18 protein-coding genes are annotated in these 25,548 nt (G+C 68.8%); 11 read left to right on the top strand and 7 right to left on the bottom strand.

The genetic code is table 11. The features are described 5' to 3' along the window. Positions 1–87 precede the first annotated feature (87 nt). Entirely contained in the window at positions 88–465 is a 378-nt protein-coding gene (locus BLS50_RS35880; RefSeq protein ID WP_176934156.1) for a hypothetical protein, read from the bottom strand. A 26-nt stretch (positions 466–491) separates the two neighbouring features. Further along, positions 492–1,304, bottom strand: a complete 813-nt coding sequence (locus tag BLS50_RS08050; protein WP_074801807.1) for a transporter substrate-binding domain-containing protein — start codon at positions 1,302–1,304, stop codon at positions 492–494. Between the two features lie 149 nt (positions 1,305–1,453). On the opposite strand from BLS50_RS08050, the gene hemE reads away from it, so the two are divergent. The 4 genes from hemE to BLS50_RS08025 all read left to right on the top strand — a co-directional run bounded on the left by hemE (position 1,454) and on the right by BLS50_RS08025 (position 10,844). After that, entirely contained in the window at positions 1,454–2,548 is a 1,095-nt protein-coding gene (hemE, locus tag BLS50_RS08045; RefSeq protein WP_279609113.1) for a uroporphyrinogen decarboxylase, read from the top strand. A 451-nt stretch (positions 2,549–2,999) separates the two neighbouring features. Then, positions 3,000–5,261 (top strand): primosomal protein N', encoded by a 2,262-nt coding sequence (locus tag BLS50_RS08040; RefSeq protein ID WP_074801802.1) that lies wholly within the window; start codon positions 3,000–3,002, stop codon positions 5,259–5,261. 426 nt (positions 5,262–5,687) lie between these two features. Then, complete coding sequence (gene putA, locus BLS50_RS08030; protein WP_074801799.1) at positions 5,688–9,620, top strand: trifunctional transcriptional regulator/proline dehydrogenase/L-glutamate gamma-semialdehyde dehydrogenase; 3,933 nt, start codon at positions 5,688–5,690, stop codon at positions 9,618–9,620. 84 nt (positions 9,621–9,704) lie between these two features. After that, positions 9,705–10,844, top strand: coding sequence for a branched-chain amino acid ABC transporter substrate-binding protein (locus BLS50_RS08025; protein ID WP_011546793.1), 1,140 nt, complete (start codon positions 9,705–9,707; stop codon positions 10,842–10,844). A 110-nt stretch (positions 10,845–10,954) separates the two neighbouring features. Here BLS50_RS08025 and BLS50_RS08020 read toward each other — a convergent pair whose 3' ends face one another. Together BLS50_RS08020 and BLS50_RS08015 are read right to left on the bottom strand one after the other, a co-directional pair. Then, entirely contained in the window at positions 10,955–12,463 is a 1,509-nt protein-coding gene (locus BLS50_RS08020; protein WP_074801797.1) for a class I adenylate-forming enzyme family protein, read from the bottom strand. Positions 12,464–12,513: 50 nt separating this feature from the next. Continuing rightward, positions 12,514–14,166: an acyl-CoA dehydrogenase family protein gene (locus tag BLS50_RS08015; protein ID WP_074801794.1), complete on the bottom strand. Its 1,653-nt coding sequence runs from the start codon at positions 14,164–14,166 to the stop codon at positions 12,514–12,516. A 118-nt stretch (positions 14,167–14,284) separates the two neighbouring features. Between BLS50_RS08015 and BLS50_RS08010 the strand changes: the two genes are divergently transcribed. From BLS50_RS08010 to BLS50_RS07995, 4 genes are all read left to right on the top strand, one after another. Beyond that, a complete protein-coding gene (locus BLS50_RS08010; RefSeq protein ID WP_027806350.1) occupies positions 14,285–14,953 on the top strand; it encodes a TetR/AcrR family transcriptional regulator in 669 nt (222 codons plus the stop codon). Between the two features lie 210 nt (positions 14,954–15,163). Then, positions 15,164–16,318, top strand: coding sequence for a pyridoxal phosphate-dependent aminotransferase (locus BLS50_RS08005; protein ID WP_074801791.1), 1,155 nt, complete (start codon positions 15,164–15,166; stop codon positions 16,316–16,318). A gap of 57 nt (positions 16,319–16,375) precedes the next feature. Continuing rightward, entirely contained in the window at positions 16,376–17,164 is a 789-nt protein-coding gene (locus BLS50_RS08000; RefSeq protein ID WP_074801788.1) for an ABC transporter substrate-binding protein, read from the top strand. Between the two features lie 15 nt (positions 17,165–17,179). Beyond that, positions 17,180–18,610 carry an FAD-binding oxidoreductase gene (locus tag BLS50_RS07995; protein ID WP_074801786.1) on the top strand — a complete coding sequence of 477 codons (1,431 nt, stop codon included), beginning with the start codon at positions 17,180–17,182 and terminating at the stop codon, positions 18,608–18,610. 45 nt (positions 18,611–18,655) lie between these two features. Here the strand turns inward: BLS50_RS07995 and BLS50_RS07990 are convergent, their stop codons facing one another. Then, the gene (locus tag BLS50_RS07990; protein WP_006477299.1) at positions 18,656–19,228 is read right to left on the bottom strand and encodes a PadR family transcriptional regulator; all 573 of its coding nucleotides are present in this window, start codon (positions 19,226–19,228) and stop codon (positions 18,656–18,658) included. A gap of 68 nt (positions 19,229–19,296) precedes the next feature. Then, a complete protein-coding gene (gene cadR / locus BLS50_RS07985) occupies positions 19,297–19,728 on the bottom strand; it encodes a Cd(II)/Pb(II)-responsive transcriptional regulator (RefSeq protein ID WP_006477300.1) in 432 nt (143 codons plus the stop codon). Between the two features lie 81 nt (positions 19,729–19,809). Between cadR and BLS50_RS07980 the strand changes: the two genes are divergently transcribed. Continuing rightward, positions 19,810–22,368 (top strand): heavy metal translocating P-type ATPase, encoded by a 2,559-nt coding sequence (locus tag BLS50_RS07980; protein ID WP_074801784.1) that lies wholly within the window; start codon positions 19,810–19,812, stop codon positions 22,366–22,368. A gap of 10 nt (positions 22,369–22,378) precedes the next feature. Further along, positions 22,379–22,762: a zinc ribbon domain-containing protein gene (locus tag BLS50_RS07975; RefSeq protein WP_074801782.1), complete on the top strand. Its 384-nt coding sequence runs from the start codon at positions 22,379–22,381 to the stop codon at positions 22,760–22,762. 137 nt (positions 22,763–22,899) lie between these two features. Here the strand turns inward: BLS50_RS07975 and BLS50_RS07970 are convergent, their stop codons facing one another. After that, positions 22,900–23,781 carry an AraC family transcriptional regulator gene (locus BLS50_RS07970; protein ID WP_074801780.1) on the bottom strand — a complete coding sequence of 294 codons (882 nt, stop codon included), beginning with the start codon at positions 23,779–23,781 and terminating at the stop codon, positions 22,900–22,902. Between the two features lie 276 nt (positions 23,782–24,057). Here BLS50_RS07970 and BLS50_RS07965 point away from each other — a divergent pair, with 276 nt between their 5' ends. Further along, the gene (locus BLS50_RS07965) at positions 24,058–25,521 is read left to right on the top strand and encodes a mechanosensitive ion channel (protein WP_012327619.1); all 1,464 of its coding nucleotides are present in this window, start codon (positions 24,058–24,060) and stop codon (positions 25,519–25,521) included. The last annotated feature ends 27 nt before the right edge of the window (positions 25,522–25,548 follow it).

Genomic DNA, 25,548 nt, shown 5'->3' with positions numbered 1-25,548 from the left:
CGACTGGCTCGCAGCGCTTCGCGTCCGCTCACACTTGGCACACGAGACCGCATCCGTGTTGAAACCGTTGAGGCCATTGTGGGCGAATTAATGACCCGTCGCGGTAACAAAGTGTTTCAGGTTGTAACGCCCGCCAGATAAGGCTTTCCGGGATTTTTTGCTGTTTTCGGGGTCCTGAAAAAGGTCATTTTTACCCATATTTTCCGCCGCGTTTTCAAGGTATGCGCACGATGCGTTTTTCATGCGTATCGGGCGCGATGAATTGCCGATTTTCACGCGAGAAAGTGCACGGCGCGATCGATACCGCGCATGACGATTCATTCGTCGGAAAGATTTTGAAACGTGATCGGAATGCGGGGAAGTCGGCCATTCGGCCAATTCGTCGGGTTTTGCGGCGCTGGAAGGCTCAGCGCAGCGACGGCAATGTGTAACGGCGCGCGCGGCGGCCGCGGGGTCGGTGCCCATGATCGGCCGCCGCGGCGCGGGTCAGCTTACTTCAGCCACTTGTCCGAAACCGCCTGGTACTCGCCGGTGGACAGCGCGAGATGCAGCCACTGGTCGACGTACTGCTGGAACGCGACGTCGCCGCGCGGCACCATGTACGCCTTCTCGCCGAACTGGAACGGCTTGTCCGGATGCACCGAGCAAAGGCCCGGATTCAGCTTTTGCTGCAGCAGCGTCTCGGACGCATCCGTCACCATCACGTCGGCCTTGCCCGCGAGGATCTGCTTGAAGATCGTCACGTTGTCCGGGAAGACGGTCAGGTTCGCGTGCGTGAAGAACTGCTTCGCGAAGCGCTCGTTGGTGCCGCCCGGATTCACGATCACGCGCGTCTCGGGCCGGTCGATCTGTGCGACGGTCTGGTACTTGTCGGCATCCGCGCAGCGCACGATCGGCGTCTTGCCGTCGACGACGTACGGCTGCGTGAAGAACACGCGCTTCTGGCGCTCGAGCGTCGTCGATACGCCGCCTACCGCGATGTCGCATTTCGCGACGAAGTCGTTGGTGAGGTTCGACCAGCTCGTCTTCACGTAGTCGGTCTTCACGCCGAGCGATTTCGCGAGCGATTCCGCCATGTCGATGTCGATGCCCTCGAAGCGGCCATCCGCGCGATAGTACGAATACGGCTTGTAGTCGCCCGTCGTGCACACGCGCAGCGCGCCGCGCGCGAGCACGTCGTCGAGCCGCGAGCCGGCGGCAGCGGCGCTCGCGGGCGCCGCCGTGGTCGTGCCCTGCGCGTGCGCGGCGGCGCAGCAAAACGCGGCGGCGGCAGCGAGCGTGGCAAGCGTGGCGAATGTCTTCATCGGTCTCCTCCTTCGTTCGGTTGGATATGAGCGTCCGATCATAACGGAGCCATCGCGCGCGTCATATGGCCGCCATCGCATCGGCATGCGCAGCCCGATCGCGGCTGTCCGGTAAAATGCCGCTTTGCCTTCGCATCGTCGCTCCTACCGTGGCCCATAACCTGCTCAACGACACCTTCCTGCGTGCGCTTCTGCGCGAGCCGACCGACTACACGCCGATCTGGCTGATGCGCCAGGCCGGCCGCTACCTGCCCGAATACAACGCGACGCGCGCGCGCGCCGGTAGCTTCCTCGGCCTCGCGAAGAATCCCGACTACGCGACCGAAGTGACGTTGCAGCCGCTCGAGCGTTTCCCGCTCGACGCCGCGATCCTGTTCTCGGACATCCTGACGATTCCCGACGCGATGGGGCTCGGCCTCGACTTCCAGGTCGGCGAAGGGCCGAAGTTCGCGCATCCGGTGCGCACCGAGGCCGACGTCGCGAAGCTCGCGGTGCCGGACATCGAGGAGACGCTAGGCTACGTGACGGGCGCCGTGCGCGAGATCCGCCGCGCGCTCACCGACGGCCAGGGCCGGCAGCGCGTGCCGCTGATCGGCTTCTCGGGCAGCCCGTGGACGCTCGCGTGCTACATGGTCGAAGGCGGCGGCTCGGACGATTTCCGCACGGTGAAGTCGATGGCGTATTCGCGCCCCGACCTGATGCACCGGATCCTCGACGTGAACGCGCAGGCGGTGGCCGCGTACCTGAACGCGCAGATCGAAGCGGGCGCACAGGCCGTGATGATCTTCGATACGTGGGGCGGCGCGCTGGCTGACGGCGCGTACCAGCGCTTCTCGCTCGACTACATCCGCCGCGTGGTGTCGCAGCTCAAGCGCGAGCACGACGGCGAGCGCGTGCCGGTGATCACGTTCACGAAGGGCGGCGGGCTGTGGCTCGAGGAGATCGCGGCGACTGGCGTCGACGCGGTCGGGCTCGACTGGACGGTCAACCTCGGCGCCGCGCGCGAGCGCGTCGCGGGGCGCGTGGCACTGCAGGGCAACCTCGACCCGACGATCCTGTTTGCGCCGCCGGCCGCGGTGCGCGAACAGGCGCGCGCGGTGCTCGACAGCTACGGCAACCATCCGGGCCACGTATTCAACCTCGGGCACGGCATCTCGCAATTCACGTCGCCCGACCACGTCGCCGAACTCGTCGACGAAGTACATACCCACAGCCGCGCGATCCGTAGCGGAGCGGCGGGCTGAACGCAAGCGCCGTCATGCTGCGCTGCGGCATGACGATGTTTCGTTTCTGAAACTAAACAGGACGCAACCCCGCTCCCGTTGCCGATTCGGTGCTTGTCAAGACTTGACTTATACACATTTTCCACGTTGCAGCGCGGTAGAGCCCCGTATCGGTCAATTTGTCTCGCTATGGTTCGGTAATTTGAATAGCAGCCTTATGGAATAAGGCTTCGCGGGACACCTCGGCAAACGGCGAAAAACAGCGGAAAGCGCGGCCCCGCGCGCGTTGCGGCCGTTGAGGGGCGAGTTCTCAACAAAGTTATCCACAGGCTGGGCAGGGTATACGGCGATTCCTAATGCGAATCCAAAACTTAGCGCCGAATCTGAAGTTTTACTTTAAGTTCGCCGTCACGATGCGGGTGCGGATGCTGGCCGTCCGTCGCCTGCGTGCCGCCGCTGCCGGAGCGTGTGGATGAGCGGTACCTACCTGCGCGTCGCGCTCGACCATCCGCTCGCGACCCTGTTCGACTACCGCTGCGACGTGCAGCCGGCGCCTGTGCCCGGCACGCTCGTGCAGGTGCCGTTCGGCAAGCGGCAGGCCGTCGGGCTCGTCTGCGAAGTCACCACTCACACCGAGGTCCCGCCGTCGCGGCTGCGCGCGGTCGACGCGATCTGTACGGAACTGCCGCCGCTGTCGCCGGATTGGCTCGCGCTCGTCTCGTTCGCCGCCGACTATTATCAGCGCGGGCGCGGCGAAGTCGCGTTGCCGGCGCTGCCGCAGGCACTGCGCGACGCCGGGCGCTGGGGGCGGCTGCTCGCGCCGGAAGTGCGCTACCGGCCGACCGAAGCCGGCCGCGCGGCGCTGCCCGATGCGTTGCCCGCGCGCGGCGCGGCGCTGCGCCGGCTCGCACAGGCGCTGGTCGATACCGGCTCGCTGACGCTGCCGGACGCGCGCGCGCTGCATCCGAAGGCGGCCGCGACGCTCGACGACTGGGCTGCGCGCGGCTGGGTGGACGTGGAGGAGATCGGCTGGGCCGATGCGCCTGTGGCCAACCCTGTGGATAACCTGTCGACAAGCAGTGGACGCGCTGTGCCGCCGGCATTGACGGACCAGCAGGCCGAGGCGCTCGACGCGATTCGCGCGGCGCAAGGCTTCGCGCCGTTCCTGCTGCACGGCGTGACGGGCAGTGGCAAGACCGAGGTCTATCTGCATGCGCTTGCGTCGCTGCTCGACGCGCGGCCGGACGCGCAGGCGCTGGTGCTCGTGCCCGAAATCAACCTGACGCCGCAGTTCGAGGCCGCGTTTCGCGCGCGCTTCGCGGGCGCGCTCGCCGACGACGCGATCGTCACGCTGCACAGCGGGCTCGCCGAAGGCGAACGGGCGCGCAACTGGCTCGCCGCGCACACGGGCCGCGCGCGAATCGTGCTCGGCACGCGCCTCGCGGTGCTCGCGTCGATGCCGACGCTCGCGCTGATCGTCGTCGACGAGGAGCACGAGCCCGCGTACAAGCAGCAGGAAGGGCTGCGCTATTCGGCCCGCGACCTGGCCGTGTGGCGCGCGAAGCAGCTCGGCATCACCGTCGTGCTCGGCTCGGCCACGCCGTCGCTCGAAAGCTGGTGGCAGGCCGAGCAGGGGCGTTACACGCGGCTCACGCTGTCGCGTCGCGCGGTGGCCGACGCGACGCTGCCGACCGTGCGTCTGATCGATCTCGAAGAGGAACGGCGGCGCGGGCGCGCGTCGATGGGCGGGCTGTCGGGACCGCTCGTCGCGGCGCTGAAGGCGCGGCTCGAACGCGGCGAACAGAGTCTCGTGTTCCTGAACCGGCGCGGTTACGCGCCCCAGCTCGCGTGCGACGCATGCGGCTGGGTGGCCGGCTGCCCGCGTTGCAGCGCGTACGTCGTGCTGCACAAGCCCGAGCATGCGCTGCGCTGCCATCACTGCGGCTGGGAAGCGCGCATTCCGCGTTCGTGCCCCGAGTGCGGAAACGTCGACATCGCGCCGCTCGGGCGCGGCACGCAGCGCATCGAGGAGGCGCTCGCCGAAGCGGTGCCCGGCGCGCGGATTCTGCGGATCGACGCGGACAGCACGCGCCGCAAGGGCAGCGCGCAGGCGCTTTTTTCCGACGTGCACGCGGGCGAGGTCGACATCCTGGTCGGCACGCAGATGATCGCGAAAGGGCACGACTTCCAGCGCGTGTCGCTCGTCGGCGTGCTCAATGCCGATACCGCGCTGTTCTCGCACGACTTCCGCGCGAGCGAGCGGCTGTTCGCGCAGCTGATGCAGGTGAGCGGCCGTGCGGGGCGCGCCGGGCTGCCGGGCGAAGTGATGGTGCAGACGCGCTACCCGCGTCACGCGCTGTATCACGCGCTCGGGCGGCAGGACTACGTGGGCTTCGCGAATTCGACGCTCGCCGAGCGCCGCGACGCGCACCTGCCGCCGTTCGTCTACCAGGCGCTGCTGCGCGCCGAAGGGCGCACGCTCGACGCGGCGCTCGCGTTCCTGCTGCAGGCCGCGGCCGCGTTGCCCGGGCTGCCGGGCGCCGATCGCGTGACCGTGTACGACGCGGTGCCGATGACGATCGTCAAGGTCGCGAATGTCCACCGTGCGCAGCTGCTGCTCGAAAGCGCGTCGCGGGCGGCGCTGCAGCACGCGCTGCGCGCATGGCAGCCGGAACTGCGCGCGCTGAAGGGCGTGCTGCGGTGGAGCGTCGAGGTCGATCCGCTGGATATCTGAGCGGCGCCAGCGCGGCCGTCGCGCGGCGTTGCGGGATATCCGGCACCCGGGCTGCCGCCGGGTACCCGAACCCTCGTCCGCCGCATTGCCCGACCCGAACACCTGGCCGCCAGTGCCCGATCCCCTCCGTCGCCTATCCGACACCGGCACCGCGCCACGTCCCACCCCAGTGCAACCCGTTTCCGGCCGCCTCCGCGCAAACGAAAGGTTGCACACGCGTGTCGAATCGTCCCGATCAGGGAAAACACCGATCCTCGGACCACGGGCAACCCCTAGGTTGCAACCGCATAAGTGGCTGATTATATTGACTAACTTATGGGTGCAACCTATCTCTCAATTTGGTTGCACCTTTTTATTGCGTGCCGTAGGATTTCGCGCATCCTCTTACACCACATTGCCGGGCTCGCACCGGCGCACGAACCCACCATGGCAAGCACGACTCTCGGCGTCAAAGTCGACGACCTTCTCCGCTCGCGCCTGAAAGACGCGGCGGCGCGTCTCGAGCGCACTCCCCACTGGCTGATCAAGCAGGCGATCTTCGCGTATCTCGAGCGGATCGAGCACGGCCAGCTGCCGCCCGAGCTGTCGGGCCACAGCGGCGTGACGGAGCTCGCCGACGGTCAGGCCGCGGACGGCGACGACGACAACTCGCCGCATCCGTTCCTCGAGTTCGCGCAGAACGTGCAGCCGCAATCGGTGCTGCGCGCGGCGATCACGGCCGCGTACCGCCGCCCGGAGCCGGAGTGCGTGCCGTTCCTGCTCGGCCAGGCGCGCCTGCCCGCGAACCTGCAGGCGGACGTGCAGGCGCTCGCGACGAAGCTGGTCGAGGCGCTGCGCGAGAAGAGCTCGGGCGGCGGCGTCGAGGGGCTGATCCACGAGTTCTCGCTGTCGAGCCAGGAAGGCGTCGCGCTGATGTGCCTCGCCGAAGCGCTGCTGCGCATTCCGGATCGCGCGACGCGCGATGCGCTGATCCGCGACAAGATCAGCAAGGGCGACTGGCGCTCGCACGTCGGCCACGCGCCGTCGCTGTTCGTGAACGCGGCGACCTGGGGGCTGATGATCACCGGCAAGCTCGTGACGACCAACAGCGAAGCGGGCCTGTCGTCGGCGCTCACGCGCCTGATCGGCCGCGGCGGCGAGCCGCTGATCCGCAAGGGCGTCGACATGGCGATGCGCCTGATGGGCGAACAGTTCGTCACCGGCGAAACGATTTCCGAAGCGCTCGCGAACAGCCGCAAGTACGAAGCGCGCGGCTTCCGCTACTCGTACGACATGCTCGGCGAAGCGGCGACGACCGAAGAGGACGCGCAGCGCTACTACGCATCCTACGAACAGGCGATCCACGCGATCGGCAAGGCGGCCGGCGGCCGCGGCATCTACGAAGGCCCGGGCATCTCGATCAAGCTGTCGGCGCTGCATGCGCGCTACTCGCGTTCGCAGCAGGACCGCACGATGAGCGAGCTGCTGCCGCGCGTGCGCGCACTCGCGCTGCTCGCGCGCCGCTACGACATCGGCCTGAACATCGACGCGGAAGAGGCCGACCGTCTCGAACTGTCGCTCGACCTGCTCGAGGCGCTGTGCTTCGATCCGGAGCTCGCGGGCTGGAACGGCATCGGCTTCGTCGTGCAGGGCTACCAGAAGCGCTGCCCGTTCGTGATCGACTACCTGATCGATCTCGCGCGCCGCAGCCGTCACCGCCTGATGATCCGCCTCGTGAAGGGCGCGTACTGGGACAGCGAGATCAAGCGGGCGCAGGTCGACGGCCTCGAAGGCTATCCGGTCTACACGCGCAAGATCTACACCGACGTGTCGTACCTCGCGTGCGCGAAGAAGCTGCTCGGAGCGCCGGACGCCGTCTACCCGCAATTCGCGACGCACAACGCGCACACGCTGGCCGCGATCTATCACCTGGCCGGCCAGAACTACTACCCGGGCCAGTACGAATTCCAGTGCCTGCACGGGATGGGCGAGCCGCTGTACGAGGAAGTCACGGGCCGCGACAAGCTGAACCGTCCGTGCCGCGTGTACGCGCCGGTCGGCACGCACGAGACGCTGCTCGCGTACCTCGTGCGCCGTTTGCTGGAAAACGGCGCGAACACGTCGTTCGTGAACCGCATTGCGGATAAAACCGTGCCGGTGAAGGAACTGGTCGCCGATCCGGTCGACGAGGCGTCGAAGGTCGTGCCGCTCGGCGCGCCGCACGCGAAGATTCCGCTGCCGCGCAACCTGTACGGCGACGAGCGCCCCAACTCGATGGGCCTCGACCTGTCGAACGAACACCGTCTCGCGTCGTTGTCGTCCGCGTTGCTCGCGAGCGCGCACCACCCCTGGCGCGCGGCGCCGATGCTCGCTGACGACGCGCTCGCCGACGCACCGGCGCGCGACGTGCGCAACCCGGCCGACCAGCGCGACGTGGTCGGCACGGTCAGCGAAGCGACGTCCGAGCACGTGAGCGCGGCGCTCGCGCATGCGGTGGCCGCCGCGCCGATCTGGCAGGCGACGCCGGTCGACGCACGCGCCGATTGCCTGGTGCGCGCCGCTGACCTTCTCGAAGCGCAGATGCACACGCTGATGGGCCTGATCGTGCGCGAAGCCGGCAAGTCGCTGCCGAACGCGATCGCCGAAATCCGCGAAGCGGTCGACTTCCTGCGCTATTACGCGGCGCAGATCCGCGGCGAATTCTCGAACGACACGCACCGCCCGCTCGGCCCCGTGGTCTGTATCAGCCCGTGGAACTTCCCGCTCGCGATCTTCATGGGCCAGGTGGCCGCGGCGCTCGCCGCCGGCAACACGGTGCTCGCGAAGCCGGCCGAACAGACGCCGCTGATCGCCGCGCAAGCTGTGCGCCTCTTGCGCGAGGCCGGCGTGCCGGCCGGCGCGGTGCAACTGCTGCCGGGCACCGGCGAGACCGTCGGCGCGGCGCTGGTCGCCGATCCGCGCACGCGTGCGGTGATGTTCACCGGCTCGACCGAAGTCGCGCGCCTGATCAACAAGACGCTCGCCGCGCGCCTCGACCCGGACGGCAAGCCGATTCCGCTGATCGCCGAAACGGGCGGCCAGAACGCGATGATCGTCGACTCGTCGGCGCTCGCGGAGCAGGTCGTCGCGGACGTGATGCAGTCGTCGTTCGACTCGGCCGGTCAACGGTGTTCGGCGCTGCGCGTTCTGTGTCTGCAGGACGACGTCGCGGACCGCACGCTGACGATGCTCAAGGGCGCGATGCACGAGCTGGCGCTCGGCAACCCGGACCGGCTGTCGACCGATGTCGGCCCGGTGATCGACGCCGAAGCGAAGCAGACGATCGACACGCACGTCGCGGCGATGAAGGACAAGGGCCACGCGGTCACGCAACTGCCGATGCCCGACGCGTGCGCGCACGGCACGTTCGTGCCGCCGACGCTGATCGAGATCGGCAGCATCGACGAGCTCAAGCGTGAAGTGTTCGGCCCCGTGCTGCACGTGGTGCGCTACCGCCGCAGCCAGCTCGACAAGCTGCTCGAGCAGATCCGCGCGACCGGCTACGGGCTGACGCTCGGCATTCACACGCGGATCGACGAGACGATCGCGCACGTGATCTCGAATGCGCACGTGGGCAACATCTACGTGAACCGCAACGTGATCGGCGCGGTGGTCGGCGTGCAGCCGTTCGGCGGCGAAGGGCTCTCGGGCACGGGCCCGAAGGCCGGCGGCGCGCTGTACCTGCAGCGCCTGCTCGCGACGCGTCCGTCGGGCCTGCCGCGCTCGCTCGCGCAGTCGCTGGTGGCGGACGGCGCGACCGAAAGCGATGCGCGCGGCAACCCGGCGGCGGCGCTCACGACGCTGCGCGACTGGCTGATCGAGCAGCGCGAGCCGGCGCTGGCCGCGCGTTGCGACGGCTACCTCGCGCAGGTGCCGGCCGGCGCGACCGCGGTGCTGAGCGGCCCGACGGGCGAGCGAAACACGTATACACTCGGCCCGCGCGGCACGGTGCTGTGTGTCGCGGCGACGCCGGGCGGCGCGCGTGCGCAGTTCGCGGCGGTGCTGGCGACCGGCAACCGTGCGTTGTTCGCCGGCGCGGCGGGCGAGGCGCTGGTCGCCGCGCTGCCGGCGTCGCTGAAGGCGCACGCGGCCGTGCGCAAGCAGGCCGATGCGCCGTTCGACGCGGTGCTGTTCGAAGGCGACAGCGACGAACTGCAGACGCTCGTGAAGGACGTCGCGCAGCGGCCGGGCCCGATCGTGTCGGTGCAGGGCGTGTCGGCGGGCGCGTTCGAGAACGGCGATGCGGAAGACTACGCGCTCGAGCGGCTGCTGACGGAACGCTCGGTGAGCGTGAATACGGCCGCGGCGGGCGGCAATGCGAATTTGATGGCGATCGGCTGATCATCCTTGCCGTTCGGATCAAACAAAGGAAGCGGCCAGGCGATCCCGAAGCCGCTTCATTTACCCTGGTACCAAGGAGATGCTATGCAACACACGATGAAAAAGGTGGCAGGCGCGACGTTCGTCGCCGTCATGTCGCTGGCGGGGACGGCTCATGCGGATGACGTGAAGATTGGTTACGCAGGGCCGATGACGGGCGCGCAGGCGCACTACGGCAAGGATATGCAGAACGGGATCGTGCTCGCGCTGGAAGACTTCAACGCGACGAACCCGAAGATCGGCGGCAAGGCCGTGAAGTTCGTGCTCGACACGCAGGACGACCAGGCTGACCCGCGCACGGGTACGACGGTCGCCCAGAAGCTGGTCGACGACGGCATCAAGGGCATGCTCGGCCACTTCAACTCGGGCACCACGATTCCGGCTTCGCGCATCTACGCGAACGCGGGCATTCCGGAAATCGCGATGGCGACGGCGCCGGAATACACGCAGCAGGGTTACAAGACGACCTTCCGCATGATGACGTCCGACACGCAGCAGGGCTCGGTGGCCGGCACGTTCGCGTCGAAGGATCTCGGCATGAAGAAGATCGCGATCGTCGACGACCGCACGGCCTACGGCCAGGGTCTCGCCGACCAGTTCGAGAAGGCCGCGAAGGCCGGCGGCGCGACGATCGTCGACCGCGAATTCACGAACGACAAGGCCGTCGACTTCAAGGCGATTCTCACGAAGCTGAAGGCGGCGAAGCCGGACCTCGTCTACTACGGCGGCGCGGATTCGCAGGCAGCGCCGATGGTCAAGCAGATGAAGACGCTCGGCATCACCGCCCCGCTGATGAGCGGCGAAATGGTGAAGACGCCGACGTTCCTGAAGATCGCGGGCAACGCGGCCGAAGGCACGATCGCGTCGCTGGCCGGCCTGCCGCTGGAAGAAATGCCGGGCGGCAAGGCTTACGCCGACAAGTACAAGAAGCGTTTCGGCGAAGACGTGCAGACGTACTCGCCGTACGCGTACGACGGCGCGATGGCGATGCTGAACGCGATGAAGAAGGCCGATTCGACCGATCCGGCGAAGTACCTGCCGGTGCTCGCGAAGACCGACATGGCCGGTGTGACGTCGACGCACGTCGCGTACGACGCGAAGGGCGACCTGAAGAACGGCGGCATCACGATGTACAAGGTCGAGAAGGGCGACTGGAAGCCGCTGAAGAGCATCGGCGGCAAGTAAGCAGCCTGATGGGACGCGCGGGCGGCGGTGTAACGCGCCGCCCCGCGCCTCATGCAAAAGCCACCGGACCCGATGGGTCCGGTGGCTTTTTTATCGACGCGAACCGGCGGCTAGTCCCCCCGCACCCGCAGCAGAAACTTCTGCAACTTACCGGTCGGCGTGCGCGGTAGCGCCTGCGCGAACGTGAACTCGCGCGGAATCTTGTACGCGGCGAGCCGCTCGCCGCAGAACGCGCGCAGCGCGTCCGCATCGGGCGCCGCGTTCGCCCGCATCACGACGTGCGCGACGACCGTTTCGCCCCAGTCCGGATGCGGCACGCCGACGACGGCCGCCTCGGCGATGTCCGGGTGCGCGCCGAGCACGTCCTCCACTTCCTTCGAATAGACGTTCTCGCCGCCGGTGACGATCATGTCCTTCAGCCGGTCGACGATGAACAGGTAGCCGTCCTGATCGATCCGCGCGATGTCGCCGGTGCGATACCAGCCGTCCGGCGCGAACGCGGCGCGCGTCGCGGCCGCGTCGTCGAGATAGCCGAGCATCATGCAATCGGTCTTCAGCCAGATCTCGCCGGTCTCGCCCGGCTGCGCATCGACGCCGTCCATCCGCACGACCCGCAGGTCGACGCCTGGGCCGCCCTGACGGCCGATCGAGCCGGCCTTCGCGATCTGTTCGTCCGGATACAGCGTCGTGCCGGCCGGGCCGGTTTCCGTCATCCCATACACCTGGAAGAACGCGTGGCTGCGATACGCTTGCGCGAGCCGTTCGGCCTGCGCGGCGCCGATCGGGCCGCCGCCGTACAGCCACGCGCGCACGCTCGACAGGTCGAATGCCGCGAAGCCGTCGATCGTGTCGAGCGGCAGCGTGTACGACACCGGCGCACCGAAATACAGCGTCACGCGCTCGCGCTCGATGGTCTGCAGGAAGCGCAGCGGATGGTATTCGCGCAGCAGCACGACGGTGCCGCCCGCGACCAGCGTGCCGCCGAACCAGTTGTTCAGCGGCGACGAATGCCAGATCGGCATTGCCATCAGCGTGCGCTCGTTGCGGCCGATCCCGGTCGCGAGCGCCGCCTGCATCGCGGCGAGCGTCACCGTGCGATGACTGTGCACGCAACCCTTCGGGCGGCCGGTCGTGCCGGACGTGTAGAGGATCTGCGCGACGTCGTCGTCGGCCGGCTCGATGCCCGGGAGGCCGTCCATCGTCGCGCACATCGTGTCGAAATTCGGCACGCCGTCGAGTTCGCCCTCGGTCACGAGCCGCCGCGCCGGATGCACGATCCGCTCGACCACCGGCGCGAGCGCCACGTCGAACAGCAGCGCGGTGCTGCCGCTGTGTTCGAGCACGTAGTCGACTTCCGGCGCCTGCAGCTTGTGGTTGATGGGCACGAACGCCGCGCCGAGCCGCCATGCGCCGAACATCAGGTCGACGAAAGCCGGCGTGTTGAAGCACATCGCCGCGACACGGTCGCCGGCCGCGACGCCGAGCGCGCTCAGCACGGCCGCCGCCCGGTGCGAACGCTCGCGCGCGGCCGCATACGTGATCGTCGCGGATTCGCTGACGAGGAACGGCTTGTCGGGCGTCGCACGGGCGGCGCGGTCGAGGGCGGCGACGAGGTTCATCGAGGCTCCGGGCGGGCGAACGAACGCGAAATCGGGTGAACGGGCCGGCGTCAGGCCGGGTACGCGCGCTGCAGCAGCGCGGCGACGTCGATCGCGTGCGGATCGAAGCCGCCCGCGATACGGCCCCAGTCGGGCGCGGCGAGCCGCGTCGCGACGAACGCGTCGGTGACGACCGCCGGCGCATCGCGGCGCAGCAGGCACGCCTGCGCGACGACCGCGAGCCGCTGCGCGAACACGCGGCCCGACGCTTCGAGCGTGTCGGTCGGGGCGGCGAGCATCGCGCGCAATCCGTCGAGCGCGGCACGAATGCGCGGTTCGCCCGCGCCGAGGTCGGCCAGTTCGTCGAACAGCGCGGCGGCCGCGTCGGGCTCGCGCGATACGGCGCGCAGCACGTCGAGGCACATCACGTTGCCGGAGCCTTCCCAGATCGAGTTGACGGGCGCCTCGCGGAACAGGCGCGCGATCGGGCCGTCGTCGACGTAACCGTTGCCGCCGAACACTTCCATCACCTCGCCGGTCAGCTCGACCGCGCGCTTGCAGACCCAGAATTTCGCGGCGGGCGTGACGATCCGCTTCCACGCGCGTTCGCGGGGCGAGTCGTCGCGTTCGAACGCATCGGCGAGCCGCATCGCGAGCGACAGCGCCGCTTCGCTCTCCAGCGCGAGATCGGCGAGCACGGTGCGCATCAGCGGCTGCTCGGCGAGCGCGCGGCCGAACGCATGGCGCTGGCGCGTGTAGGCGATCGCCTGCACGACGCCCTGGCGCAGCATCGCCGCGCTGCCGAGCACGCAGTTCAGCCGCGTGGTGGTGGCCATCTCGATGATGGTCGGAATGCCGCGGCCTTCGTCGCCGAGCATGATGCCCCACGCGTCGTTCAGCTCGATCTCGCTGCTCGAGTTGCTGCGGTTGCCGACCTTGTTCTTCAGCCGCTGGATCTCGACCGCGTTCTTCGTGCCGTCCGGCCGCCAGCGCGGCACGTAGAAGCACGACGGGCTGCCGGCCTCGGTGCGCGCGACGACCAAGTGCGCGTCGCACATCGGCGCGGAGAAGAACCACTTGTGGCCGCGCAGCCGGTATTCGCCGCCCCGGCCGCCCGCGCCGACCGGCGTGGCGAGCGTCGTGTTCGCACGCACGTCGGAGCCGCCCTGTTTCTCGGTCATACCCATGCCGAACCAGATCGCGCGCTTGTCGGCGACCGGCACGTCGCGCGGATCGTAGTCGTCGCTGTAGAGCTTGTCGCGCAGCAGGTCCCACAGCGCCGGCTCCTTCTGCAGCACGGGGATCGCGGCCTGCGTCATCGTGGCCGGGCACAGCGTGCCGGCCTCGATCTGGCCATGCAGGTAGAAGCCGGCGGCCGTCGCGGCCCAGCGGCCGCGGCGCGACTCGCGGAACGCGAGCGACACGAAGCCTTCATGGCGGTACTGGCCGAGCAGCGCGTGCCAGGCGGGATGGAAGTCGACGCGGTCGATGCGCCGGCCGCGCCGGTCGAACGTGTGCAGTTCCGGCGTGTGGCGGTTCGCTTCGTCGGCGAGCCGCGCGGTGTCGGCGCTGCCGAGCCGCGCGCCGTACGCGTCGAGCCGTGGCACGGCCCAGTCGGCGCCGGCCCGGGCGAGCGCGTCGCGCAGCGCGAGATCCGTCGCGAAGAGGTTATAGTCGACGAGTTCGTCGAACTGGTTCGTGACGGCGTGAGTCGAGTCGGTCATCGCGGTTGTCTCCGGTCTCATGCTGCGCGGTCAGCCGGTGTCGTGCCGCGCAACGCGCTTCGGCGCGGATTCCGGCTTCCGGTAAAACGTATTCCCTGCTGAATTCAGAGTAGCAAATATGCCGCCGCGACATGTTCAGGTTCCGGCGCTGCCCGGCTCGCCGGCGGCGCAACCCGCGCCCGCATTGCGCCGCCGGCCGCGCCAGTCGCGCGCGCAGGCGAGCTCCGACGCGCTGCAACAGGCGTTCGTTCAGCTTTTGCTCGAACGCGGCTACGCGAAGGCGACGATCCGCGAGATCGCGGCCGTCGCGGGCGTCAGCATCGGCACCTTCTACGAGTATTTCGGCGACAAGCAGAGCCTCGCGGCGCTCTGCATCCACCGCCGCGTGCTGGCGCTGGCCGACCGGTTGCGCGACACGGTGCAGCGGTTGCGCGGTGCGTCGCGGGCCGAACTCGCCGTCGCGCTGGTCGACCTCCAGGTCGATACGATCGCCGCCGACGCGGCGCTGTGGGGCGCGCTGTTCGCGCTGGAGCGGCAGGTGTCGCCGCTCGCCGCCTATCGCCGGCATTACGACGCCTATGTCGCGCTGTGGCGCGACGCGCTGGCCCAAGCGGCCGACCCGCCGCCGGCCGCGCGGCTCGACGGGCTCGCGCGGATGGCCCACACGATCTGCTACGGCGGCCTGTCGCAGGCGCTGCTGACGCTCGGGCCGACGCTCGATTTCGCCGCGCAGCGCCGCGAACTGCGGGCCGTGCTGCTCGCGTACCTCGTGGCGGCGGACGCGTAGCTTCCCTCGGGGAAATGCCTGATTCGCATATCAGGCGCGCAGTCTGGCCTTGCCGCCAGGCCCTTCTCCGGGCGAGCCATGAGAAAAATGCATGGCCGCCATGACGAACTTTCGATTGTCCGCCGATATTGGCTCGGGCTAAATCATGCGGCAGATGCAGGCCGCGCACATGTCGAGCGGCCCGCCCGAAGGACATCAGGAGGAGGAGTCATGCGAAGCGCCACCGCGCCCCGTTCGAAACTGCCCGACGTCGGGACGACGATCTTCACGGTAATTGGCCAACTGGCTGCTCAACACGACGCGCTGAACCTGTCGCAGGGCGCGCCGAATTTCGCGCCCGATCCGGCGCTCGTCGAAGGCGTCGCGCGTGCGATGCGCGACGGTCACAACCAGTACGCGCCGATGGCCGGCGTGATCGCGCTGCGCGAGCGGCTCGCCGAGAAGACCGAGGCGCTGTACGGCGCGCGCTACGATCCGGCGACCGAAATCACGGTGATCGCGAGCGCGAGCGAAGGGCTTTACGCGGCGATCAGCGCGCTCGTGCATCCCGGCGACGAGGTGATCTATTTCGAGCCGTCGTTCGACAGCTATGCGCCGATCGTGCGGCTGCAGGGCGCGACGCCGGTCGCGATCAAGCTGTCGCCTGAGCATTTCCGCGTGAACTGGGACGAGGTGGCCGCGGCCATCACGCCGCGCACGCGGATGATCATCGTCAACACGCCGCACAACCCGACCGCGACGGTGTTCTCCGCCGACGATCTGGCGCGCCTCGCGCAGCTCACGCGCGATAGGGACATCGTGGTGCTGTCCGACGAAGTGTACGAGCACGTCGTGTTCGACGGCGCGCAGCACCAGAGCGTCGCGCGCCACCGCGAGCTGGCCGAGCGCAGCGTGATCGTGTCGTCGTTCGGCAAGTCGTTCCACGTGACCGGCTGGCGGGTCGGCCATTGCCTCGCACCGGCCGAGCTGATGGACGAGATCCGCAAGGTGCACCAGTTCATGGTGTTCTCGGCCGACACGCCGATGCAGGTCGCGTTCGCGGAGATCCTCGCGCGGCCGGACAGCTATCTCGGCCTGTCGGCGTTCTACCAGGCCAAGCGCGACCTGCTCGCGCGCGAGCTGGCCGATTCGCGTTTCGAGCTGCTGCCGAGCGAAGGCTCGTTCTTCATGCTCGCGCGCTTTCGCCACTTCTCGGACGAAAGCGACAGCGATTTCGTGCTGCGCCTGATCCGCGACGCGCGTGTCGCGACGATTCCGCTGTCGGCGTTCTATACCGACGGCACCGACGCCGGCGTGATCCGGCTCAGTTTTTCGAAGGACGACGCGACGCTGGTCGAAGGCGCGCGGCGGCTGCGTTCGCTGTAAAGCCCATACGGAAACCGGCGGCGGAGACGTCGCATCGACCAGACCCAGGAGATCACGATGAAACACACGGCTACCTTGAAACTCGCATTTGCACTCGCGTGCGCAATCGGCTCCGGCGCGGCGCTCGCCGATGCGCCGACGCTGCGCTTCGGCCTCGAAGCGCAATACCCGCCGTTCGAATCGAAGGCGCCGAACGGCGACCTGCAGGGCTTCGATATCGACGTCGGCAATGCCGTCTGCCAGACGGCGAAGCTGTCGTGCAAATGGGTCGAGACTTCGTTCGACGGACTGATTCCGGCGCTGAAGGGCCGCAAGTTCGACGCGATCAACTCGGCGATGAACGCGACCGAGCAACGGCGCCAGGCGATCGACTTCACGACGATCATCTATCGCGTGCCGACCCAGCTGATCGCGCGCACCGGCAGCGGGCTGCTGCCGACGCCCGAATCGCTGAAGGGCAAGCGCGTGGGCGTGCTGCAGGCGTCGATCCAGGAAACCTTCGCGAAGGCGCACTGGGAGCCGGCAGGCGTCGCGATCGTCGCGTACCAGGACCAGAACCAGGCGTATACGGATCTGGTCGCGGGCCGCCTCGACGCGACGCTCGTGCTCGCGCCGTCGGGCCAGCGCGGCTTCCTGTCGCGCCCGGACGGCAAGGGCTTCTCGTTCGTCGGCCAGCCGGTGCACGACGACAAGATCCTCGGCAGCGGCATCGCGTTCGGCCTGCGCAAGGGCGACGACGCGCTGAAGGCGAAGCTCGACGCGGCGATCGACAAGCTGAAGGCGGACGGCACGGTGAAGTCGCTCGGGCTGAAGTATTTCGGCGATATCGACATCTCGACGAAGTAAGCGGGGCCGCGCACTATGCCGACCTCGAACACGAGCGCCGCGGGTAGCGAGCCGGACGGCAGGCCGCTGCCGGACGAGGCCGTCGATGCCGTGCTCGCCGCCGAACTGGGCGACGCGCTCGTCACGCGCGCGGCCGATATCGATCCGCGTTACTTCACCGCGTACAACGAGCCGGCCGGCGTGCGACCGCGCGCGCTGGTGCGCCCGTGCAGCGTCGACGACGTGTCGCGCACGCTCGCGCTGTGCACGCGGCTCGGCCAGCCGGTCGTGCCGCAAGGCGGGCTGACCGGGCTCGCGCGCGGGGCGGTCGCGCTGGGCGGCGAGGTCGTGCTGTCGATGGAGCGCTTCGCGGGCATCGAAGCGCTCGACGCGGCGGCCGGTACGATCACCGTGCGCGCGGGCACGCCGCTGCAGACGGTGCAGGAAGCCGCCGAATCGGCGGGCTTCACGTTCGGCGTCGATCTCGGCGCGCGCGGCTCGTGCCAGATCGGCGGCATGCTCGCGACCAATGCGGGCGGCACGCGCGCGATCCGCTACGGGATGATGCGCGAGCAGGTGCTCGGGCTCGAGGCGGTGCTCGCGGACGGCACGATCGTGTCGTCGATGAACCGGATGCTGAAGAACAACGCGGGCTACGACCTGAAGCAGCTGTTCATTGGCAGCGAAGGGACGCTCGGCGTCGTCACGCGCGCGGTGCTGCGGCTGCATCCGTTGCTCGCGGCGCCGGCCACGGCGCTCTGCCGCGTGCGCGACTACGACGCGGTGGTCGCGCTGTGGAATCGTGTCCGCACGCTGCCGGAAGTCGTCAGCTTCGAGGCGATGTGGCCGGCGTTCTACGACTACGTCGCGCGGCATACGCCCGGGGTATCGGCACCGTTCATCGGCGACGGCGGTTTCGTGGTGTTGATCGAATGCGCGACGAGCGCGCCGGGCGGCGATGCGCACCAGGCGCTCGAAACGGGGCTGGCCGCGGGATTCGATGCAGGGCTCGTCGACGATGCGGTACTCGCGACCTCCGAGCGGCAGGCGCGCGATTTGTGGGCGCTGCGCGAAGGTCTCGCGATCGATGCGCTGCCGCAGCTCGTCAACTTCGACGTGAGTCTGCCGACGGGCGAACTCGGCGCGTTCGCCGAACGCTGCGAGGCGGCGTTGCGGGCGCGCTGGCCGGCGCTCACGTGCCTGTTCTTCGGCCATGTCGGCGACGGCAACGTGCATATCGGCGTGTCGCTGGCCGCGATGACCGACGCGGACGCCGATGCGCTCGATCACTGCGTGTATGCGGTGGTGCGCGACATGGGCGGCTCGGTGTCGGCCGAGCACGGGATCGGCGTGCTCAAGCGTCCTTATCTGGCGCACACGCGCAGCGGCGCGGAAATCGGGCTGATGCGGCGGCTGAAGGCCGCGCTGGACCCGCGCGGCATCCTGAATCCCGGCAAGGTACTTTGATGCGGCCGACGGCCGCTGCCGCCGGGCATCGGCCGGCGCCGCGCGTCAGCCGTCCACCCAGCGCAGCGCGCCGATCTTCAGGTGTTCGACGACGCTGCGCGCCCAGTCGAGCTCCGCATTGAGCAGCACGAGCGCATGCTCGTTCTGCAGCAGGAACAGGCGCGGCACCTGGTCGGCCTGTGCGGTGGCGCGCAGCGCTTCCAGCCGCTCGCGCTCGGCGTCAAGCCGCGCGATGCGCAGCTCGAGCTGGTGACGCGCATCTTCCGCATCGAGCAGCGGCAGGAACGCGAGGCCGGCGCCGAACGCCGGAAATTCACGGGCGGGCTCCGCGAGCAGCGCATGCAGCCATGCCTGCCCGGCCGTGTGCCCGGCTTCCGTCAGCGCATACACCGTGCGCTCCGGAAACGCGCCGTCGCGTTCGGTGTCGTGCACGGCGATCAGCCCGTCGCGCAGCAGCCGGTCGATCGTCTGGTACAGGCTCGTGCGCTGCCGCACGTTGACGACTTCGTCGTAGCCGCGGGCCTTCAGTTGCTGCAGCATCCCGTACGGATGCATCGGCGTTTCGGTGAGCGTCGCGAGGACGGCCAGCGCGAGCGGGGACGGGCGGCTCGTAGACATGAATAGTTAAAGTATATCTAGTAAGAATATAACTATTCTCAATCAGACTATCTGGTTTGACAAGGGTTTCAGCCGAGGTGCGAGCGCTTCGCGGCCGGCGCGACGGTTTCCATCGTCGCAAGGCCATGCACGATGCCGCAATCCTCGACCGAATGCTCGCCGACGCACTGGCGGCGCAATTCGGTGAGCTGGTCGCGCAGATGCGTGAGTTCCGCGAGGCGCGCGTCGACGTGTCCGATGTGATCGTCGAGCAGCGAATTGATCGAATCGCAGCGGTCGGCCGGCGTGTCGGTGAGCCGCAGCAGCGCGCGGATTTCGTCGTGCGCCATGTCGAGTGCGCGGCAGTTGCGGATGAAGCGCAGCCGCTCGACGTGCACGTCGGTGTAGTTGCGGTAGTTCGAATCGGTGCGCTCCGCATCCGGCATCAGACCCTCTTTCTCGTAGAAACGGATCGTCTCGGGCGTGCAGCGGGCCGCTTTGGCCAGTTCGCCAATCTTCATGCCTTTCTCCCGTGTAAGGGTTGACCTTGTAGTGGCTTCAGGGTGTTAACTCTACACCGTCAAGCCACAAAGGAGGTTGTCATGATCGACGCCAAGCGTACCCCCGACCCACGACACCGCCATGCCGGCGGCGCCGATGCGTGCTGCGCCGATGCGCGCGACACGCAGACGGCGACCGTTGCCGACGCGGCGCCGGCGGCCGGCGAGCACGCGCACGGCCATGACCACGATCACGGCCACGGGCACGATCACACCGCGCACGGCGAGGCGGGTCATGACCACGGTCACGGCCATGCGGGCGACGACCAGCATGTGCACGGTGCGACGTGTTCGCACGACCACGCCGCGCATGACCATGCCGGTCACGACCACGACCACGACCACGACCACGACCACGACCACGACCACGACCACGACCACGACCACGCGGCCGGCGACTGCTGCGCGCCGGCCGCGCTGACGCTCGCGCCGCTGCCGGTCGCGCAGGCAACCGCGTCGGGCCACGTGCGCTCCGCGTTCCGCATCATGCAGATGGACTGCCCGACCGAGGAAACGCTGATCCGCAAGAAGCTCGGCGGGATGGGCGAAGTGTCGGCGCTCGAATTCAACCTGATGCAGCGGATGCTGACCGTCGAGCACGTGCCCGGCGCGCAGCCGGCGCTCGAAAGTGCGATCCGCTCGCTCGGCATGACGCCGGAAGCCGCGTCGGCCGATGCACCGGGAGCGCCCATCGCGCCGCCGCCCGCGAAGCCGTGGTGGCCGCTGGCGCTCGCCGGCGTCGCGGCGATCGCGTCCGAAGGCGCGACCTGGGCCGGGCTGCCGGTGTGGCTGTCGGCGGCGCTCGCGCTCGCCGCGGTGCTCGCGTGCGGGTTGACCACGTACAAGAAGGGCTGGATCGCGATCCGCAACGGCAACCTGAACATCAACGCGCTGATGAGCATCGCGGTGACGGGCGCGATGGCGATCGGTCAGTGGCCGGAAGCCGCGATGGTGATGGTGCTGTTCACGATCGCCGAGCTGATCGAGGCGAAGTCGCTCGACCGCGCGCGCAATGCGATCCAGGGGCTGATGCAGCTCGCGCCGGATACCGCGACCGTGCAGCAGGCCGACGGCGCGTGGCGCACGATCGAGGCCGCGCAGATCGCGCTCGGCGCGGTCGTCCGCGTGAAGCCGGGCGAGCGGATCGGGCTGGACGGCGAAGTCGTCGCGGGCCGCTCGACGGTCAACCAGGCGCCGATCACCGGTGAAAGCCTGCCCGTCGAAAAGGCGAGCGGCGACGCGGTGTACGCGGGCACGATCAACGAATCGGGTTCGTTCGACTACCGCGTGACGGCCGTCGCGGCCAACTCGACGCTCGCGCGGATCATCCACGCGGTCGAGGAAGCGCAGGGCGCGAAGGCGCCGACGCAGCGCTTCGTCGACCAGTTCGCGCGCGTCTACACGCCGATCGTATTCGCGGTCGCGCTGCTGGTCGCGGTGGTGCCGCCGCTCGTGATGGGCGGCGCATGGCACGACTGGATCTATCGCGCGCTCGTGCTGCTCGTGATCGCTTGCCCGTGCGCGCTGGTGATCTCGACGCCGGTGACGATCGTGTCGGGGCTCGCGGCCGTGGCGCGGCGCGGGATTCTCGTGAAGGGCGGCGTCTATCTGGAAGAAGGGCGCAAGCTCGCGTGGCTCGCGCTCGACAAGACCGGCACGATCACGCACGGCAAGCCGGTGCAGACCGACTTCGACGTGCACGCGGACGATGCCGATGCGGCGCGCGTGCGGCACCTCGGTGCAAGTCTCGCGGCGCGCTCCGATCACCCGGTGTCGCAGGCGATCGCCGCCGCGGCCCGCGACGCCGGTACGACGGCCTTCGCGGACGTGCAGGACTTCGAAGCGATCGTCGGGCGCGGCGTGCGCGGCACGATCGACGGCACGCGCTACTGGCTCGGCAATCACCGGCTCGTCGAGGAACTCGAACGCTGCTCGACGGCGCTCGAGGCGAAGCTCGACGCGCTGGAGCGGCAGGGCAAGAGCGTCGTCGTGCTGGTCGACGCCACGCGCGTGCTCGGCATCTTCGCGGTGGCCGACACGATCAAGGACACGAGCCGCGATGCGATCGCCGATCTGCATGCGCTCGGCATCCGCACTGCGATGCTGACCGGCGACAACCCGCATACCGCGCAGGCGATCGCGCAGCAGGCCGGCATCGACGACGCGCGCGGCAACCAGTTGCCGGAGGACAAGCTCGCGGCGGTCGAGGAACTGGCGGCGAGCGGCGCGGGCGCGGTCGGGATGGTCGGCGACGGGATCAACGATGCGCCGGCGCTCGCGCGCGCCGACATCGGCTTCGCGATGGGCGCGATGGGCACCGACACGGCGATCGAGACGGCCGACGTCGCGCTGATGGACGACGACCTGCGCAAGATTCCCGCATTCGTGCGGCTGTCGCGCGCGACGCACCGCGTGCTGGTGCAGAACATCGGCTTCGCGCTCGGCGTGAAGGTCGTGTTCCTCGGCCTCACGGTCGCGGGGCTCGGCACGATGTGGATGGCGGTCTTCGCCGACGCGGGCGCGAGCCTGATCGTCGTGGCCAACGGCTTGCGGCTGCTGTCGTCCTCCGGGGCGTTCGGCGGCGCACCGGCCAAGCGTTGAGGAGCGGACGATGAGCTTTCTGAAACGGATACTCGGCGGCCATGGCGGCGGGCACGGCAGCGGGCACGGCAATAGCGGAAACGGGGGCCATGGCGGCCACGGTGGCGGGCATCACGGCGGGTCGCGCCAGGGCGGCCACGATGCGCGCGGGCGCGATCGCCACGGCTGGGGCTGGCAGGCGCCGGCCGACGCCGGTGGCGGGCAAGGCGGCCAGCGCGGCAACGTGCCGCTGAGCCAGCTCGCGTGTGCGGGCTGCGGCGCGCTCAACGGGGCCGAGGCACGCTTCTGCGCGCAGTGCGGCGCGGCGCAACGCGGCAAGGCGTGCAGCCGTTGCCACGCGGCGCTGGCGGCCGATGCGCGGTTCTGTCCCGGCTGCGGGACGCAGGCTGCTTGAGGATCTCCGCGAATTCGCGCCGGCGCGCTGCGTTCAAGGCCGGCACACCGGCATGCCCGATGTCGTCCCGGGCATCCTCGCACCAGCAATATCGTCGCGGTCCGTCCAGATACACGGCGCCACGGCACACCCGTCGCTCAGCGCAGCGGCAGGTGAATTTCGGTGCGCAGGTCGGCCGGCGCGGTATCCATCGGCGTATTGAGGTATAGCTCGAACGGCGGCGCGTCGGCGGCTTCGCGGCCCGAGTGACGCAGCCAGTCGCCGTACAGCCACTGGTAGGCCGTCTTCAGGTCCGCATACGGCCCCGTATGCAGCAGCACCGCGTATTCGCCGGCTGCTATCGTCGCACGCTCGACCGTCGGCACGGGCGCGACGTCCGGCGCGCCGTCGGCCGGCATGAAGCACGCTTTCGCGCGCAACTGCGCTTCGGGCGTCGTGTCCGGATCGTCGTAGAAAATCCCGATCATCTTCGCGCCCGGGCCGATCAGCCCGTGCTGCCCGACCCACGCACCGATCCGCGCGAACGCGTCCCCCACCTTCATGTACGCACCGGTGTGCGTCACCGCGTAGCCGCGCAGTGCCGGCAGGCGCCGGATCTCGACCTCGTGCTTGAACATGTCTGCCTCTCCTCGCTGTAATGGATAAATCGGCCGGTGGATGCCGGTGCGCCGGTGCTGCGCGGGCAGCACGCCGTACGCGTCGCGAAACGCCCGCGCGAATGCGTGCGTCGACCCGTAGCCCGCGCGCCGCGCGATCTCGTCGAGCGGCCGCGCGGTGCAGACCAGATCCTCGGACGCCCGCACGATCCGCATCCGCCGCACCGTCAGCACGATCGACTCGCCGTACAGCGCGCGGTAGACGCGCTGCCAGTGATACGGCGACAGGCACGCGACTTCGGCGAGCCGGTTCAGGTCGAGCGGGCCGTCGAGATGCGCGCTGATGTACGCGTGGACCCGCGCCACGCTTGCCGCGTAGCGCACCCACGCGGGCGGGTCGGTTTTCGTTTCGGCTGGGGTCATCGGCGTGTCCGGGCTGGAACCGACGCCACGGTAGCACGGGCCGAATGGACAAATCTTGCGGAAATGCGTAGCCGCCCAGCATCCGCCCCTTTTTAATTTTCAACGAAATAGGGTCTTGTCCCGCCGAGAAGTAGAACTAAAGTTAAAGACGGTGAAATCGGGTGAACGCGTCATTTTTCTCGGGTAAGTTGCCCGGACGGAGCAGCACGCTTTTCGAATTACGCAGGTCGTTCGTCGATGTTCAATCGCCACACCACGTTTTCGGGAGAAGAAGAAATGGATGCTTCCAGCTTCATCACGTCGCTGCAGGCCACGCTAGGCGGATACCTGCCCAAGATCGCCGGCGCGATCGGCATCCTGGTGATCGGCTGGCTGATCGCCGTCGCGGTGCGGGCCGGCGCGCTCCGGCTGCTCAACGCGCTGAAGGTCGATCAGCGGATCACCGACAGCACCGGCCAGGGCGCCTGCGTCGAACGCATCATCGCCGGCGGCCTGTTCTGGCTCGTGCTGCTCGTCACCGCGGTGGGCATCTTCAACGTGCTCAACCTGTACGCGGTGTCCAATCCGTTCTCGCTGCTCGTCACGCACATCGTCAACTACCTGCCGAACCTGATCGGCGGCGCGGCGCTGACGCTGATCGCGTGGCTGATCGCGTCGCTGCTGCGCAGCCTTGCGAACCGCGCGCTGAAGGCGAGCAAGGTCGACGCCACGCTGTCCGAAAGCGCCGGCATGCAGCCGATGAGCGGCTATCTCGGCGACGTGCTGTTCTGGCTCGTGATCCTGATGTTCCTGCCGGCGATCCTCGGCTCGTTCGCGCTGTCGGGCCTGCTGTCGCCGGTGCAGGGGATGGTCGACAAGCTGCTCGCGATCGTGCCGAACATTTTCGCGGCCGCGGTGATCGGCTTCGTCGGCTGGGTCGTCGCGCGCGTGCTGCGCGGCCTGGTGACGAACCTGCTGGTCGCCGCCGGCGCCGACCGTCTCACGCAAGGGATCGACAGCCCGACGCCCGTGCGCGTGTCGAGCCTGGTCGGCACCATCGTCTACGTGTTCGTGTTCGTGCCGACGCTGATCTCCGCGCTCGATGCGCTGAAGATCGACGCGATCTCGATTCCCGCGACCAACATGCTGAACCAGTTCCTCGGCGCGGTGCCGGACATCGTCGCGGCGATCGTGATCGTGCTGGTCACGTTCTACTTCGCGCGCTTCGTCGCGTCGCTCGCGCAGAAGCTGCTGGAAGCCGCCGGCGTCGACGGGCTGCCGGCCGTGCTCGGCGTCGAGCGCGTGTTCTCGGGCATCCTGCAGCCGTCGGTGCTGGTCGCGCGACTGATCGTGTTCTTCGCGATGCTGTTCGCGTCGGTCGAGGCCGCGAACCGGCTCGGCTTCACGCAGGTGCGCGACGTCGTCACGCTGTTCATCGAATTCGGCGGCCACGTGCTGATGGGCGGCGTGATCCTCGTGATCGGCGTGTGGCTCGCGGGCCTCGCGCGCCGCGTGATCGAGCAGGCCGACCGCGAACACAGCGTGCTGTTCGCGCGCATCGCGCAATTCGCGATCCTCGGCCTCGTGTTCGCGATGGGGCTGCGCGCGATGGGCATCGCGAACGAAATCGTGCAGCTCGCGTTCGGCCTCGTGCTCGGCGCGATCGCGGTGGCCGTTGCGCTGTCGTTCGGCCTCGGCGGCCGGGAAGCGGCCGGCAAGCTGCTCGACCGCTGGTTCAACCAGCGCGGCGGCGGCCAGTAAGGCCGGTCGGCACGGCCGATCCGGCCC

Source organism: Burkholderia orbicola, assembly GCF_900100915.1.
GTDB lineage: Bacteria > Pseudomonadota > Gammaproteobacteria > Burkholderiales > Burkholderiaceae > Burkholderia > Burkholderia orbicola.
This window is presented reverse-complemented; position numbering and strand designations above follow the sequence as displayed.